We start from the raw sequence: 14,257 nt of genomic DNA on the forward strand, positions 1-14,257 counted from the left end.
GGGTGGTGGTTCCGGCCCAAGGCGTTAGTGGTCTAGCGCCCTCAGGGGGTAGAATGCCGCTTTTGCCAGTCTGCGACCCGCCATGACCTCGCCAATCGACACCCTTGAGCAACACCTGCTCGCCGCCCTTGACCCCGCCCCACAGGAAACCCGCCGCGTGTTCCACGGTCGCGGCCGCTGCTGGCCGGGCCTGGAGCAGGTCACCGTCGACTGGCTGCAAGGCGTCCTGTCGGTCGCCTTGTTCCGCGAGCCGCCCGAGGGCCAGCTGGCGGAACTCGAGGCCATGCTGCGCCGCCTGGCCGAGCGCCCGCAGTGGACGGCTCAGGCTGTCATCATCCAGCACCGCTACCTGCCCGACAGCCCAGGCCAATGGCTGCTGGGCGAGCCATGCCAGCAACGCGAGGTGGTCGAGGACGGCCTGACCTACCTGCTGGACCTTGGTGTGCGGCAGAACAATGGCCTGTTCCTCGACATGCGATACGGCCGGCGCTGGGTGCGCGAGCAGGCGGCCGGCAAGCGCGTACTGAACCTGTTCGCCTACACCTGTGGTTTCTCGGTCGCGGCCATTGCAGGCGGCGCCGAGCAGGTGGTTAACCTGGACATGGCCAAGTCGGCACTTTCGCGGGGCCGCGACAACCACCGCCTCAATGGCCATGATGCCTCGCGGGTGGCCTACCTTGGGCATGAGCTGTTCAAGTCATGGGGCAAGGTGCGCAAGTACGGGCCTTATGACCTGATTATCATCGACCCGCCGACCTTCCAGCGCGGCAGCTTTGTGCTGACCCAGGACTACGCGAAGATCCTGCGGCGCCTGCCGGAATTGCTGAGTGCGGATGGGACAGTGCTGGCGTGTGTCAACGACCCGGGGATCGGGCCGGAGTTTCTGATTGAAGGGATGGCAGAGCAGGCGCCTGCGCTGGCGTTTGTCGAGCGGCTGGAGAACCCGCCGGAGTTTCCGGATGTGGACCCGGCGGGGGGGCTGAAGGCCTTGGTGTTCCGCCAGGGTTGAGGTTGCCCTTTGCGAGCGGGTTATCCGCGAACAGGCCAGTACAGGCGACATCAAGCCCCGAGGGCCTGCACGGGCAATGGATACACTTGGGCAAAGCTGACATTGTCAGTCTGGTCCACCCGCTTCTTCAGCCGTTCGTTGAATGCCCGGCTGACCGCATATTGCCCGCCAGAAATGGTGCGGAACTGCGCAGTCAGCACAAACCCGTTCAAGTCCATGCGGTCCACCCCGAACACCTGTAGCGGCCCCTGGAGGTTGATGCGCAGCAGCGGATCGTCGCTGATCGACTTGCCCACCTCATGAATCAGCGCCAGGGACGCATCCACATCACTGTCGTAGGTGAACTGCACCGAGAAGAACGCATAGGCAAATTGCCGCGACTGGTTGGTAACCGCCTTGATCTGGCCGAACGGCACCGAGTGCACGAAGCCTTTGCCATCGCGTAGGCGCAGGGTACGGATGGTCAGGCTTTCGACGGTGCCAGCGTGGCCGGAATCCAGCACCACCCAGTCGCCGATGGAAATGGTGTCCTCGATGAGGATGAACAGCCCGGTGATCACATCCTGCACCAGCTGCTGCGAGCCGAAGCCGATGGCCAGGCCGATCACCCCGGCACCGGCCAACAGCGGCGCAACGTTGATGCCCAGGTTGGCCATGGTGGTGATGGTGCAGATGACGATCAGGATCACCTTGATCGCATTGCGCAGCATCGGCAGGATGGTCCGCACCCGGGTGCTTGGCTGGCGCGAGCTGCGGCGGCCGACGGCAGGCTTGAGCGCTTCCTGGATGGCGGTGTCGAGTACCACCCACAGCAGCCAGGTTACCAGCAGGATCAGGCCGATGCTCGACAGCGAGTTACTGATGGCCTGGCCCAGGCTGTTGCTGAGGGCGAAGTCGATCACCGAAAAACCCCAGATGCGCCCCAGCAGCTCGATGAACGCCACGGCCATGACAATGCGCAGCAGAGCGTGGGCGAGGCTGCGCAGCAGTTCCTTGTAGGGCCGCACACGCTGCGTCGGGTCACTTTCGCGGGGTGCCAGCAAGTGCTGCAGCAAGGTGCTGAGGAACACGGTCGAGACCAGCAGCACGGTGGTCAGCAAGGCTTTTTGCAAAGCCTTCTGGCTTTCTGCGCCGGCCCCCACCAGGTGAACCGCCGAGACCAGGATCATCAGCAGGATCGGCAGGTACCACAGTGCCGAGAAGATCCGCAGGGTTTCCTGCACCGCCCGGTGCTGTACGCGGTCTTTGAGTGCGCGGTTGCGGATCAGGTGGGCCACCGGCCGGCGCAGGCGGATGACCAGGCTGGCGAAGATGAAGGTGGCGGTGAGGCCGGTGAGCACGGCAATGCTGGCCGTGATGTTGCCGCCCAGCTGGCGGGCGATCTGCGGGCTGGTCAGGGCGTCGCTCCAGGCGGCAAGAAAGCCGATCAGGAACAGCGGGTGCGGCGCCAGGCGCTTGATCACCCCAACCGCCGCGCGCTTGTGGCCGGCGTCGAACAGCGTGACCAGGCAGAGAATGATCGACGTGGAGAACAGGCCGCTGCTGGTGGCGTAGGCCAGGCTCAGCCCCAGTGCGCGGGCCACCGACGGCTCAAGGAAGCGGCTGATGTACAGCGTCAGTGGCAGGCTGGCCAGGGCTGGCAAGGTATAGGGCAGCAGGTACCCCAGCAGGCTGCTGGCGCGTTTGCGCTCACGCAGCCAAAGGGTAACGGAGGTGCGCTTGGCGACCCAGCGGCCCAGGCACGTGAGCAGGCCGAAGCTGGCAGCCCAGATGAAGCTGAGCAGCAGGAAGTTGCCGGCCAGTTGCAGCGAGTCGCTGGCGGAGTGGCGATCGACCAGGCGTTCGACCTCTTTGGCAGCGCGGTCGGTGCGCAGGCGCCAGGCATCGACCAGGTGGGCGTCCAGGTCCAGTTCCTGCGCCGCGCTGTCCAAACCATCGGCCAAGGCGCCAAGCAGGCCGCCTTGCAGTACCGGTTCGGGGTCGGCGGGTGGTTGTTCGGTGGGGGCGGGGTCGGCAGCCAACAGGTGAGTGCTCAGCAGGCAGCCGAGCAGCAGGGTCGAGAGAAAGCGCAGCACTGGAGTACTCCTTGGGCCGGGGTGAGCGGGGCAGGGTTACTCAAGGAACTGAGGGCGCAAGGGTGGGGAAAGTTCGATCGGGTGTTGCAGGGGCCGGCTTTTTCTAGGGCAAGCCGGCCCTGTTCAGGTCAATTACTGATTGTTGGTGTAGATCTGGTCAAACACGCCACCATCATTGAAGTGGGTCTTCTGCACGGTGCGCCAGTCACCAAAGGTTTTTTCCACCGACAGGAAGTCCACTTTCGGGAAACGGTCGGTGTATTTGGCCAGCACCGTGGCGTCACGCGGGCGCAGGTAGTTGTTGGCGGCGATCTCCTGGGCCTCTGGCGACCACAGGTACTTCAGGTATTCCTCGGCCACGGCCTGGGTGCCTTTCTTGGCCACGACCTTGTCAACCACGCTTACCGGCGGTTCGGCTTCGGCCGACACGCTCGGGTAGACCACTTCGAACTGGTCGCGGCCAAATTCGCGGGCGATCATTTCGGCTTCGTTCTCGAAGGTGACCAGCACGTCGCCGATCTGGTTGGTCATGAAGGTGGTGGTGGCGGCACGGCCACCGGTGTCCAGTACGGGCGCCTGCTTGAACAGCTTGCCGACGAAGTCCTTGGCTTTGGCTTCGTCACCGCCTTGCTTGAGCACATAACCCCAGGCCGACAGGTAGGTGTAGCGGCCGTTGCCCGAGGTCTTCGGGTTGGGCACGATCACTTGCACACCGTCCTTGAGCAGGTCGGGCCAGTCTTTCAGGGCTTTCGGGTTGCCCTTGCGCACGATGAACACAGTGGCCGAGGTGAACGGCGCGCTGTTGTTCGGCAGGCGGGTAACCCAGTTGTCGGGCACCAGCTTGCCGTTGTCGGCCAGGGCGTTGATGTCGGTGGCCATGTTCATGGTGATGACATCGGCCGGCAGGCCATCGATCACCGCACGCGCCTGCTTGCTCGAGCCGCCGAAGGACATCTGCACGTTGACTTTCTCTTTGTGCTCGGCTTCCCAGTGCTTCTGGAAGGCCGGGTTGTAGTCCTTGTAGAAGTCGCGCATCACATCGTAGGAAACGTTGAGCAGGGTCGGGGCGGCCTGGGCGAGGTTGCCCAGGGCCAGGCCTGCGGCGAGCAGCGAGGCGGTGAAGAGTTTTTTCACGTTGCTTCCTTGTTCTTGAAGGGTGTTGGGGCAGATTGCCAGCGACTATAGCGGGTGGGTTCAGACGGGTTAAAGAACAAAAAATGCTTTGGTTATGCTTCTGCCCGTACCGACCTTTTCGCAGGCGCTATTACGTTTTGGGAAACAACCCACTTCCGCAGCGAGAACAGAACGCCGCCCCATGCTCGTGGGTCTTCTTGTGGCAGGTCGGGCAATTATGCTGCAACTGCTCCCCGCGCATGGCATTGGCCAGCTCTGCCGTGAAGATGCCGGTTGGCACGGCAATGATCGAGTAACCGGTAATCATCACCAGGGACGACAGCACCTGCCCAAGCGGGGTCTTCGGCACGATGTCGCCAAAGCCCACCGTGGTCAGGGTAACGATGGCCCAGTAGATGCCTTTGGGGATGCTGGTAAACCCATGTTCCGGGCCTTCGATTACATACATCAGCGTGCCGAACACCGTTACCAGGGTCGATACGCTGACCAGGAACACGATGATCTTCTGCTTGCTGCCGCGCAGTGCCTCCATCAGGTAGTTGGCCTGCTTGAGGTAGGGGCTGAGCTTGAGTACACGGAAGATCCGCAGCATCCGGATGACCCGGATGATGAGCAGGTACTGGGCGTCGCTGTAGTACAGCGCGAGGATCCCCGGCACGATCGCCAGTAAATCGACCAGGCCGTAGAAACTGAAGGCGTAGCGCAGCGGCTTGGGCGAGCAGTACAGGCGGGTGATGTATTCGGCCAGGAAGATCGCGGTAAAGCCCCACTCGATGCCGGCCAGCAGGCCGGCGTAGCCCTGGTGCACCTCATCGATGCTGTCGAGGATCACCGTGACCAGGCTGGCCAGGATGATCAGCAACAGGATCTTGTCGAAGCGGCGACCGGCTACGGTGTCGGTCTGGAAGACGATGACGAAGAGCCGCTCGCGCAGGCTCGCTGGGTTGTTCATTGGCTCGTTCCACAAAAGCGATGGGCTGAGCCTAGGGGTTGCGTATCAGCCGTGCAAGCGGCTGGCGTTGCGCTGCCTGGGTTGCGCCAGGTGACTGCCCAAGTGCATCAGCCAGCAGGCGGCAACGAAGGGGGCGGTCAGGCCAGGCACTGGCAGCAGCTTGAACAGCGGTTGCAACAGCAGGGCCAACGCTATCGCCAGCAGCGTCACCCAAGGTTTTTCACCTTGCCTGCTGAAGGCCAGTGCCGCCAGTGCGCCATTGAAGCCGTACAGGCCTAACCAGGCGGCTTGCGCCTGATCGGTGAGCAACGCCACGCCGCCACCAATGGCCGAGCCGATCACCGCCCACAGCGCCGCATAGGGGTTGGCGATGAACATGCCGACGATGATCAGCAACCCGGCCAAGGGCTGGTCGAGCAGGAAGATCTGGGCCACGCCCCGGGCCAACGCGTACAGCGGGTCAGCTTCGCCGAAGCCGCTGGGCGAGGGGCTGACGACTAGCAGTGTGCCCCAGCCCAGCAGCACGAATGGCGCGGTATAGGCGACCAGCAACTTGCCGCCGCGCTTGCGCCACTGGTGGGTGATGATACTGGACAGGCCGCCGGCGGCGATGATCAGGGGGGGCAATATGACCGACCAGGGCAGCACGGCGCTGATCAGGATGCCGATCAGCACGCCATTGTAGCAATACAGCCCGGCCTGGCGGTCGGCACGGTCATAGCCGCGTGCCTGGGCGGTGAGCAAGCCGGCCAAGGCGCCAAGCAGCGCGCCGCCGACCAGGTTGGGCGCCGTCAGCAGGATGGCCAGCAGGCAGCACAGGCCGCACAGGGGGTTGCGCAGCAGCAGCACCTGGCTGAAGCCGTTGAGTAACGCCGTGGCCCAGTCGGGGCACGGGTTGACGAGATTTTTGGTGTACATGGGGCAGTCAGTGAGGTTGATGGGGGAGCGGTGGGCCTCTTTGGGCCTCGGTTTTCCGCGGTCGGGTAGAGCGGTATTCGGGGAGGGCTTTGCCCTCCAATCGTGACACAAGGCCGCTCCCACAGGGATCGCATGCCCTTGTGCCAGCGTGGCCCTGTGGGAGCGGCCTTGTGTCGCGAAAGGGGCGCAACGCGCCCCCGGCAATCTCAGATCAAAGTCTCGATCCGCAGCGTGTTAGTCGTACCCGGCTTGCCGAAAGGCACGCCAGCGGTGATCAGCAGCGTGTCGCCGCGGCTGGCCATGCCTTGCGCCTGGGCAATCTCCAGGGCGGTGGAAACCACCTCGTCGACCTGACGCAGGCGGTCGTTCACCACCGAATGCACACCCCAAGCCACGCTCAGGCGGCGCGCGGTGTTCAGGTTCGGCGTCAGGTTGAGGATCGGTGCCCGTGGCCGTTCACGTGCCGCGCGCAGGGTCGAGGCACCCGACTCGCTGTAGTTGACCAGCACCGCCACCGGCAGGATGCCGCTGATGCGGCGGATGGCGCAGCTGATGGCGTCCGACACGGTGGCCTCGGCTTTTGGCCGGCCGACGTCGAGCTGGGCCTGGTAGTCCGGGCCGTTCTCAACCTGGCGGATGATCTTGCTCATCATCTGCACGGCTTCGAGCGGGTAGTCACCCGAGGCGGTTTCGGCCGACAGCATCACTGCATCGGCACCTTCGGCCACGGCGTTGGCCACGTCGGTGACTTCGGCACGGGTTGGCGCTGGCGAGAAACGCATCGACTCGAGCATCTGCGTGGCCACCACCACCGGTTTGCCCAGCTGGCGGCAGGTGCCGATGATGCGCTTCTGGATCTGCGGCACGCTCTCGGCCGGCACTTCCACGCCCAGGTCACCACGGGCCACCATGATCGCGTCTGCCAGCTCGGCGATGGCTTGCAGTTGCTCGACGGCCGATGGCTTCTCGATCTTGGCCATCAGGTAGGCGCGGTCGCCAATCAGCTGGCGCGCTTCAACGATGTCTTCAGGGCGCTGGACGAACGACAGGGCGACCCAGTCCACGCCCAGCTCCAGGCCAAAGGCCAAGTCGCGGCGGTCTTTTTCGGTGAGCGGGGAGAGGTCGAGCACCGCTTGCGGCACGTTGACACCTTTGCGGTCGGACAGCTCGCCACCGTTCAGCACTTCGGTATCGATCGCGTCGTTGTGCTTGGCGGTCACCCGCAGGCGCAGCTTGCCGTCGTCCAGCAGCAGGTCCATGCCGGGTTCGAGGGCGGCGATGATTTCCGGGTGCGGCAGGTTGACCCGGCGACTGTCGCCGGGGGTGTTGTCCAGATCCAGGCGCAGGGCCTGGCCGCGTTGCAGCTGCACCTTGCCTTCGGCAAAGCGGCCGACGCGCAGCTTCGGCCCCTGCAGGTCCATGAGGATGCCCAGCGGGTAGTTCAACTGCTGCTCGACTTCGCGGATCCACTGGTAGCGCAGGGCGTGGTCGGCGTGCTCGCCGTGGCTGAAGTTGAGGCGGAAGATGTTCACCCCCGCTTCGACCAGCTGGCGGATGTCGTCGATGCCTTTGATCGCAGGGCCGAGGGTGGCGAGGATCTTTACTTTTTTGTCAGGCGTCATGATTGGGCAGTCTCGAGGATCAGGATGGCGCGGAAGTCGTTGACGTTGGTGCGGGTCGGCTCGGTGACGATCAGTGCATCCAGCGCGGCGAAGTAGCCATAGCCGTTGTTGTTGTCCAGCTCGTCGCTGGCCGACAGGCCCAGGGCTTCGGCGCGGGCGTAGCTGGCCGGGGTCATGAAGGCACCGGCGTTTTCTTCCGAGCCGTCGATGCCGTCGGTGTCACCGGCCAGGGCGTATACGCCTGGCAGGCCTTTGAGGCTTTCGGTGAGGCTGAGCAGGAATTCGGCGTTGCGCCCGCCGCGGCCGTTGCCGCGCACGGTCACGGTGGTTTCGCCGCCGGAGAGGATCACGCAGGGCGCCTTCAGCGGCTGGCCGTGCAGCACGATCTGCCGGGCGATGCCGGCGTGGACCTTGGCCACTTCGCGCGATTCGCCTTCCAGGTCACCGAGGATCAGCGGGCTGAAACCGGCTTGACGGGCTTTGACGGCGGCGGCTTCAAGCGACTGCTGGGGCTTGGCGATCAGCTGGAAGTGGCTGCGGGCCAAGGCCGGGTCATCGGCCTTGACGGTTTCCGAGGCGGGGTTGTTCAACCAGTCGATGACCGCTTTGGGCGCTTCGATGTTGTAACGCTTGAGGATGGCCAGGGCATCGGCCGAGGTGCTCGGGTCGGCAACGGTGGGGCCGGAAGCGATGACCGTGGCGAGGTCGCCCGGTACATCGGAAATGGCATAGGTGTAGACCGTGGCCGGCCAGCAGGCCTTGGCCAGTCGCCCGCCCTTGATCGCCGAGAGGTGCTTGCGCACGCAGTTCATCTCGCCGATGGTGGCGCCGGATTTCAGCAGTGCCTTGTTGATCTGCTGCTTGTCGGCCAGGGTCAGGCCTTCGGCAGGCAGGGCGAGCAGGGCCGAGCCACCGCCAGACAGCAGGAAGATGACGCGGTCTTCTTCGTTGAGGTTGCTGACCAGTTCCAGCACGCGCTTGGCCACAGCCAGGCCGGCAGCGTCGGGGACCGGGTGGGCCGCTTCGACCACCTCGATCTTCTGGCAGTTGGCGCCGTGGCCGTAACGGGTCACGACCAGGCCGGAGACTTCGCCCTGCCAGCTTTTCTCGACCACTTCGGCCATGGCAGCTGCGGCTTTGCCGGCGCCGATGACAATGACCCGGCCACCGCGGTCGGCGGGCAGGTAGGGTTCGAGGACTTGGCGGGGGTGGGCGGCGGCGATGGCTGTGTCGAACAGCTCGCGGAGAATTTTTTGCGGATCGACCGACATGGCAGGCTCCCAATTATTGTTGTTCTGCAAAACCAAAAACGCCCCTGGAACTGCCTCCGTGCAGGCTGAACCAGGGGCGGGTGTTGCTCGGTGTCGCTGGCTGATCTGTGGTCGCAGGTCAGGCGGCGTGTGCTTCATCGCGACCGTAGCGCGCGCTGAAGCCGATAAGGCTTACACGTTATTTTTCGTCGCGGATCGAGAAGTTGGCCATGTGTTCCAGGCCTTTGATCAGCGCCGAGTGGTCCCAGTTGCCGCCACCCAGGGCCTGGCAGGTGTTGAACACTTGCTGGGCATTGGAGGTGTTGGGCAGGTTGATGCCCAGCTCCTTGGCACCTTGCAGGGCCAGGTTCAGGTCTTTCTGGTGCAGGTTGATGCGGAAGCCCGGGTCGAAGGTGCCCTTGATCATGCGTTCGGCGTGTACTTCGAGGATTTTCGACGAAGCAAAGCCGCCCATCAGTGCTTCACGCACCTTCGCAGGGTCGGCGCCGTTCTTGGCGGCGAACAGCAGGGCTTCGGCCACGGCCTGGATGTTCAGGGCGACGATGATCTGGTTGGCAACCTTGGCGGTCTGGCCGTCACCGTTACCGCCGACGCGGGTGATGTTCTTGCCCATGGCTTCGAACAGCGGCAGGGCGCGCTCGAAGGCTTTCGGGCAGCCACCGACCATGATGCTCAGGGTCGCCGCCTTGGCGCCGACTTCACCACCGGACACCGGGGCGTCCAGGTAGGCAGCGCCGGTAGCCTTGATCTTCTCGGCGAAGGCTTTGGTAGCGGTAGGGGAGATCGAGCTCATGTCGATCACCACCTTGTTCGGGCTCACGCCTTCGGCCACGCCGTTCTCACCGAACAGGACGCTTTCGACCTGCGGGGTGTCGGGAACCATGACGATGATGAATTCGGCTTCCTGGGCAACTTCTTTCGGGTTGGCCAGGGCCACTGCACCGGCGGCGATCAGGTCGGCTGGCGCAGCGTCGTGGTGGGTGGAAACGAAGATGCTGTGACCTGCTTTTTGCAGGTTCTGAGCCATGGGCTTGCCCATGATGCCGGTGCCGATGAAACCGATTTTAGCCATGAGAAATTACCTCTTTGTAATTGTGATATCTCAAGCAAGCTTTGGCCCCCTGTGGGAGCGGGCTCGCCCGCGAAGCAGACAACTCGGTGGATGGCACCGGCTTTGCCGGTGTTCGCGGGCGAGCCCGCTCCCACAGGGTCCCGAGTTGTTCCTCAGATTGCGTTGTGGGTTTTCAGCCAGCCCAGGCCCGCTTCGGTGGTGGTCTTGGGCTTGTACTCCGCGCCCACCCAGCCCTGGTAACCAATGCGGTCCAGGTGCTCGAACAGGAAGCGGTAGTTGATTTCGCCAGTACCAGGCTCGTGACGGCCCGGGTTGTCGGCCAGCTGGACGTGGTTGATCAGCTTCAGGTTGGCTTCCAGGGTGCGAGCCAGGTCACCTTCCATGATCTGCATGTGGTAGATGTCGTACTGCAGGAACAGGTTGTCACTGCCCACCTCGGCCTGGATTTCCAGGGCCTGCTGGGTGGTGTTCAGGTAGAAGCCTGGGATGTCGCGGGTGTTGATCATTTCCATGACCAGGCGAATACCGGCGCCCTTGAGCTTGTCAGCGGCGTAGCGCAGGTTCTCGACGAAGGTCTTGCGCACGGTGGCGCAGTCCGGGCCTTGTGGGCGGATACCGGCCAGGGCGTTGACCTGGGTGTTGCCCAGCACCTTGGCGTATTCGATGGCCTTGTCGACACCGGCACGGAATTCTTCGATGCGGTCGGGGTGGCAGGTGATACCGCGCTCACCTTTGGCCCAGTCGCCGGCAGGCAGGTTGAACAGCACCTGGGTCAGGCCGTTGGCTTCCAGCTGCTGCTTGATGTCGGCAGCGCTGAAGTCGTATGGGAACAGGTATTCGACGCCGCTGAAACCAGCATCGGCGGCAGCCTTGAAGCGGGCCAGGAAGTCCTGTTCGGTGAACAGCATGGACAGGTTGGCAGCGAAGCGAGGCATGAGTTGTCTCCTTGCGATGAAGGCCCCCAGGGCGTGCCTGGGGGCGTCAGGCGATCAGTCCAGCATCGAGATGGCGGTTGGCGCGTCGTTGCCGACCAGCGCCAGGTCTTCGAACTCGTTGACCGCGTTGATCTCGGTGCCCATGGAAATGTTGGTCACACGCTCGAGAATCACCTCGACCACGACCGGCACGCGGAACTCTTCGGCCATCTTCTGTGCCTTGAGCAGGGCAGGGGCGATCTCGGCCGGTTCGAACACGCGAATGGCCTTGCAGCCCAGGCCTTCGACCACTGCAACGTGGTCGACGCCATAGGTGGCAGCGTCGGTCGAGTTGATGTTCTCGAACGCCAGTTGTACACAGTAATCCATGTCGAAGCCACGCTGCGCCTGGCGGATCAGGCCCAGGTAGGCGTTGTTCACCAGTACGTGAACGTACGGCAGGTTGAACTGCGCACCCACCGCCAATTCTTCGATCATGAACTGGAAGTCGTAGTCACCCGACAGCGCCACAACCTTGCGCTTCGGATCGGCTTTGACCACGCCCAGCGCAGCAGGGATGGTCCAGCCCAGCGGGCCGGCCTGGCCGCAGTTGATCCAGTGGCGTGGCTTGTACACGTGCAGGAACTGCGCGCCGGCGATCTGCGACAGGCCGATGGTGCTGACGTAGCAGGTGTCCTTGCCGAATACCTGGTTCATTTCTTCGTAGACGCGCTGCGGCTTGACCGGCACGTTGTCGAAGTGGGTCTTGCGCTGCAGGCTCGCCTTGCGCTGTTGGCAGTCTTCCAGCCAGGCCTTGCGGCACTTCAGCTTGCCGGCGGCTTTCCACTCGCGAGCCACTTCGAGGAACACGTCCAGCGCCTTGCCCGCGTCGGAAACGATCCCCAGGTCCGGGGTAAACACACGGCCGATCTGGGTCGGCTCGATGTCCACGTGCACGAACTTGCGGCCTTCGGTGTAGACATCGACCGAGCCGGTGTGGCGGTTGGCCCAGCGGTTGCCGATACCGAACACCAGGTCGGACTTGAGCAGGGTGGCGTTGCCATAGCGGTGCGACGTCTGCAGGCCGACCATGCCGACCATCTGTGCGTGGTCGTCCGGGATGGTGCCCCAGCCCATCAGGGTCGGGATGACCGGTACGCCGGTCAGTTCGGCGAACTCGACCAGCTTGTCGCTGGCATCGGCGTTGATGATGCCGCCACCGGCTACCAGCAGTGGGCGCTCGGCGTCATTGAGCAGGGCCAGGGCTTTCTCGGCCTGTACGCGGGTGGCGGATGGCTTGTTGACTGCCAGTGGTTCGTAGGCGTCGATGTCGAATTCGATTTCGGCCATCTGCACGTCGAACGGCAGGTCGATCAGTACCGGGCCAGGGCGGCCAGTGCGCATTTCATAGAACGCTTTCTGGAAGGCGTAAGGCACCTGGCCTGGCTCCAGAACGGTGGTCGCCCACTTGGTTACCGGTTTGACGATGTTGGTGATGTCGACGGCCTGGAAATCTTCCTTGTGCAGGCGGGCACGTGGGGCCTGGCCGGTGATGCAGAGGATCGGGATGGAGTCGGCCGAGGCGCTGTACAGACCGGTGACCATGTCAGTACCGGCTGGGCCGGAAGTGCCGATGCACACGCCGATGTTACCCGGGTTGGCACGGGTGTAGCCCTCGGCCATGTGCGAGGCACCTTCGACGTGGCGAGCGAGGACGTGATCGATGCCACCGACTTTTTTCAGGGCCGAGTACAACGGGTTGATGGCAGCCCCCGGGATGCCGAACGCGGTATCTACACCTTCACGGCGCATGACCAGAACGGCTGCATCGATTGCTCTCATTTTGCTCATGGTTTGTGCCTCATCGATTTTGTAATTGTATACAACTTGCTTTGCGACAGAGTGTATTCACGCCTGGCGGCTCAGGTCAATGGGTTTTCATCGGGTAGGCTCGCTTTCGTCAAAGCGGCCGTGAAAACGGCTATTTGCGCCATCGCATACGATCGTTTCAAAATATTGTATACAAAAATACATTTCGTTGTGTTCTATTTGCTCTATCGGTTTTCAACTGCCCTTAGGGCTTCTCACAACAAGAAGAGGACCTTTTCATGAACGTCTTGAACCTGAAAGTCGCTGTCAGCCTGGTGAATGCCGCACTGGCGGCGGGCCGCAAGATCAACGCCGCGCCACTGACCGTGGCGGTGCTGGATGCCGGTGGGCACCTGCTGGCGCTGCAGCGCGAGGATGGCGCGAGCTTGATTCGTCCTGAAGTGGCCACTGGCAAAGCCTGGGGTGCGATTGCCCTGGGCAAGGGGTCGCGCTTGCTGGCGCTGGATGCGCAGCAGCGGCCGGCTTTTTTTGCCGCGTTGAACGGGATGGGTGAGCGGCCGGTGGTGCCGGCGCCGGGTGGGGTGCTGATTCGTGATCAGGACGGCAAGGTGCTGGGTGCCGTGGGGATCAGCGGCGATACGTCGGATATCGACGAGCAGTGTGCGATCAGTGCGATCGAGGAGGTGGGGTTGCGGGCAGATGCCGGGGTAGCGGCGTAAGGCTCAAGTCAGCTGGGGCCGCTTTGCGGCCCATTCGCGACACAAGGCCGCTCCCACAGGGGCGTGCGACCCCAGTGGAATGCGGTCCCCATTGGCCATGTCAGGCCACCTCTGGCTCACAACCCTTGAGCACCATGCGGATAATGGTTTCGGCCGCCGCGTCATAATCACTGTCGGCCAGCTTGGCCTTGCCGGTCACCGCAGAAATCTGCCAGTCGAAGTCGGCATAGGTCTGGGTCGCTGCCCAGATGCTGAACATCAGGTGATGCGCGTCCACATGGGCGATCTGCCCTCTGTCGATCCAGCGCTGGATGCACTCGATGTTGTGGCGGGCCTGTTCGTTCAGTTGCTCTACCTGGTTTGCCGACAGGTGCGGGGCGCCATGCATGATTTCGCTGGCGAACACCTTGGAGGCATGCGGCAGGTCGCGCGAAATGCGGATCTTCGAACGAATGTAGGCGCTCAGCACTTCTTTCGGGTCGCCGTCGGCATTGAACGGCGTAGATGCCTGCATGATCGGCGCAATGATGCTTTCCAGGACCTCGCGGTAGAGATTGTCCTTGGACTTGAAGTAGTAATACACGTTCGGCTTGGGCAGGCCGGCCTTGGCCGCGATATCGCTGGTCTTGGTGGCAGCGAAGCCCTTGTCGGCGAATTCCTCGCTTGCCGCGCGCAGGATCAATTCCTTGTTGCGCTCGCGAATGGTGCTCATGGTCAGGGATCTTCCTCGTGTCTGGCCAC

The 14,257-nt window shown here is 63.3% G+C and carries 12 protein-coding genes; 2 read left to right on the forward strand and 10 right to left on the reverse strand.

Going from position 1 to position 14,257, the window contains the following annotated elements:
* Positions 1 to 82: 82 nt before the first annotated feature.
* Entirely contained in the window at positions 83 to 1,009 is a 927-nt protein-coding gene (locus DMX11_RS20955; RefSeq protein WP_110746392.1) for a class I SAM-dependent methyltransferase, read from the forward strand.
* 50 nt (positions 1,010 to 1,059) lie between these two features.
* Here DMX11_RS20955 and DMX11_RS20960 read toward each other — a convergent pair whose 3' ends face one another.
* From DMX11_RS20960 to gcl, 9 genes are all read right to left on the reverse strand, one after another.
* Positions 1,060 to 3,084, reverse strand: coding sequence for a mechanosensitive ion channel family protein (locus DMX11_RS20960; RefSeq protein ID WP_110746394.1), 2,025 nt, complete (start codon positions 3,082 to 3,084; stop codon positions 1,060 to 1,062).
* Positions 3,085 to 3,216: 132 nt separating this feature from the next.
* Positions 3,217 to 4,218 carry a sulfate ABC transporter substrate-binding protein gene (locus DMX11_RS20965; protein ID WP_110746397.1) on the reverse strand — a complete coding sequence of 334 codons (1,002 nt, stop codon included), beginning with the start codon at positions 4,216 to 4,218 and terminating at the stop codon, positions 3,217 to 3,219.
* 130 nt (positions 4,219 to 4,348) lie between these two features.
* The gene (locus DMX11_RS20970; protein WP_110746399.1) at positions 4,349 to 5,170 is read right to left on the reverse strand and encodes an ion transporter; all 822 of its coding nucleotides are present in this window, start codon (positions 5,168 to 5,170) and stop codon (positions 4,349 to 4,351) included.
* A 45-nt stretch (positions 5,171 to 5,215) separates the two neighbouring features.
* The gene (locus tag DMX11_RS20975) at positions 5,216 to 6,088 is read right to left on the reverse strand and encodes an urea transporter (protein WP_110746401.1); all 873 of its coding nucleotides are present in this window, start codon (positions 6,086 to 6,088) and stop codon (positions 5,216 to 5,218) included.
* Between the two features lie 206 nt (positions 6,089 to 6,294).
* Positions 6,295 to 7,710 carry a pyruvate kinase gene (gene pyk, locus DMX11_RS20980; protein ID WP_110746403.1) on the reverse strand — a complete coding sequence of 472 codons (1,416 nt, stop codon included), beginning with the start codon at positions 7,708 to 7,710 and terminating at the stop codon, positions 6,295 to 6,297.
* The gene (locus tag DMX11_RS20985; RefSeq protein WP_110746405.1) at positions 7,707 to 8,981 is read right to left on the reverse strand and encodes a glycerate kinase; all 1,275 of its coding nucleotides are present in this window, start codon (positions 8,979 to 8,981) and stop codon (positions 7,707 to 7,709) included. The genes pyk and DMX11_RS20985 overlap by 4 nt, the downstream gene beginning before the upstream one ends.
* Before the next feature lie 178 nt (positions 8,982 to 9,159).
* Positions 9,160 to 10,053 (reverse strand): 2-hydroxy-3-oxopropionate reductase, encoded by an 894-nt coding sequence (locus DMX11_RS20990; RefSeq protein ID WP_110746407.1) that lies wholly within the window; start codon positions 10,051 to 10,053, stop codon positions 9,160 to 9,162.
* Between the two features lie 152 nt (positions 10,054 to 10,205).
* Positions 10,206 to 10,988, reverse strand: coding sequence for a hydroxypyruvate isomerase (gene hyi / locus DMX11_RS21000; protein ID WP_110746409.1), 783 nt, complete (start codon positions 10,986 to 10,988; stop codon positions 10,206 to 10,208).
* A gap of 54 nt (positions 10,989 to 11,042) precedes the next feature.
* Complete coding sequence (gene gcl, locus DMX11_RS21005; protein WP_110746412.1) at positions 11,043 to 12,818, reverse strand: glyoxylate carboligase; 1,776 nt, start codon at positions 12,816 to 12,818, stop codon at positions 11,043 to 11,045.
* A gap of 257 nt (positions 12,819 to 13,075) precedes the next feature.
* Between gcl and DMX11_RS21010 the strand changes: the two genes are divergently transcribed.
* Entirely contained in the window at positions 13,076 to 13,516 is a 441-nt protein-coding gene (locus DMX11_RS21010) for a heme-binding protein (RefSeq protein WP_043197231.1), read from the forward strand.
* Positions 13,517 to 13,616: 100 nt separating this feature from the next.
* Here DMX11_RS21010 and DMX11_RS21015 read toward each other — a convergent pair whose 3' ends face one another.
* Complete coding sequence (locus DMX11_RS21015) at positions 13,617 to 14,228, reverse strand: TetR/AcrR family transcriptional regulator (RefSeq protein WP_003254343.1); 612 nt, start codon at positions 14,226 to 14,228, stop codon at positions 13,617 to 13,619.
* Positions 14,229 to 14,257 lie beyond the last annotated feature (29 nt).

Source organism: Pseudomonas sp. LB-090624, from assembly GCF_003205205.1.
Lineage (GTDB): Bacteria > Pseudomonadota > Gammaproteobacteria > Pseudomonadales > Pseudomonadaceae > Aquipseudomonas.

Bases quoted from the DNA above. Each gene is read 5' to 3' on its own strand.
- DMX11_RS20955 (WP_110746392.1), top strand. From the start codon at position 83: ATGACCTCGCCAATCGACACCCTTGAGCAACACCTGCTCGCCGCCCTT.
- DMX11_RS20970 (WP_110746399.1), bottom strand. From the start codon at position 5,170: ATGAACAACCCAGCGAGCCTGCGCGAGCGGCTCTTCGTCATCGTCTTC.
- DMX11_RS20975 (WP_110746401.1), bottom strand. From the start codon at position 6,088: ATGTACACCAAAAATCTCGTCAACCCGTGCCCCGACTGGGCCACGGCG.
- pyk (WP_110746403.1), bottom strand. From the start codon at position 7,710: ATGACGCCTGACAAAAAAGTAAAGATCCTCGCCACCCTCGGCCCTGCG.
- DMX11_RS20985 (WP_110746405.1), bottom strand. From the start codon at position 8,981: ATGTCGGTCGATCCGCAAAAAATTCTCCGCGAGCTGTTCGACACAGCC.
- DMX11_RS20990 (WP_110746407.1), bottom strand. From the start codon at position 10,053: ATGGCTAAAATCGGTTTCATCGGCACCGGCATCATGGGCAAGCCCATG.
- hyi (WP_110746409.1), bottom strand. From the start codon at position 10,988: ATGCCTCGCTTCGCTGCCAACCTGTCCATGCTGTTCACCGAACAGGAC.
- gcl (WP_110746412.1), bottom strand. From the start codon at position 12,818: ATGAGCAAAATGAGAGCAATCGATGCAGCCGTTCTGGTCATGCGCCGT.
- DMX11_RS21010 (WP_043197231.1), top strand. From the start codon at position 13,076: ATGAACGTCTTGAACCTGAAAGTCGCTGTCAGCCTGGTGAATGCCGCA.
- DMX11_RS21015 (WP_003254343.1), bottom strand. From the start codon at position 14,228: ATGAGCACCATTCGCGAGCGCAACAAGGAATTGATCCTGCGCGCGGCA.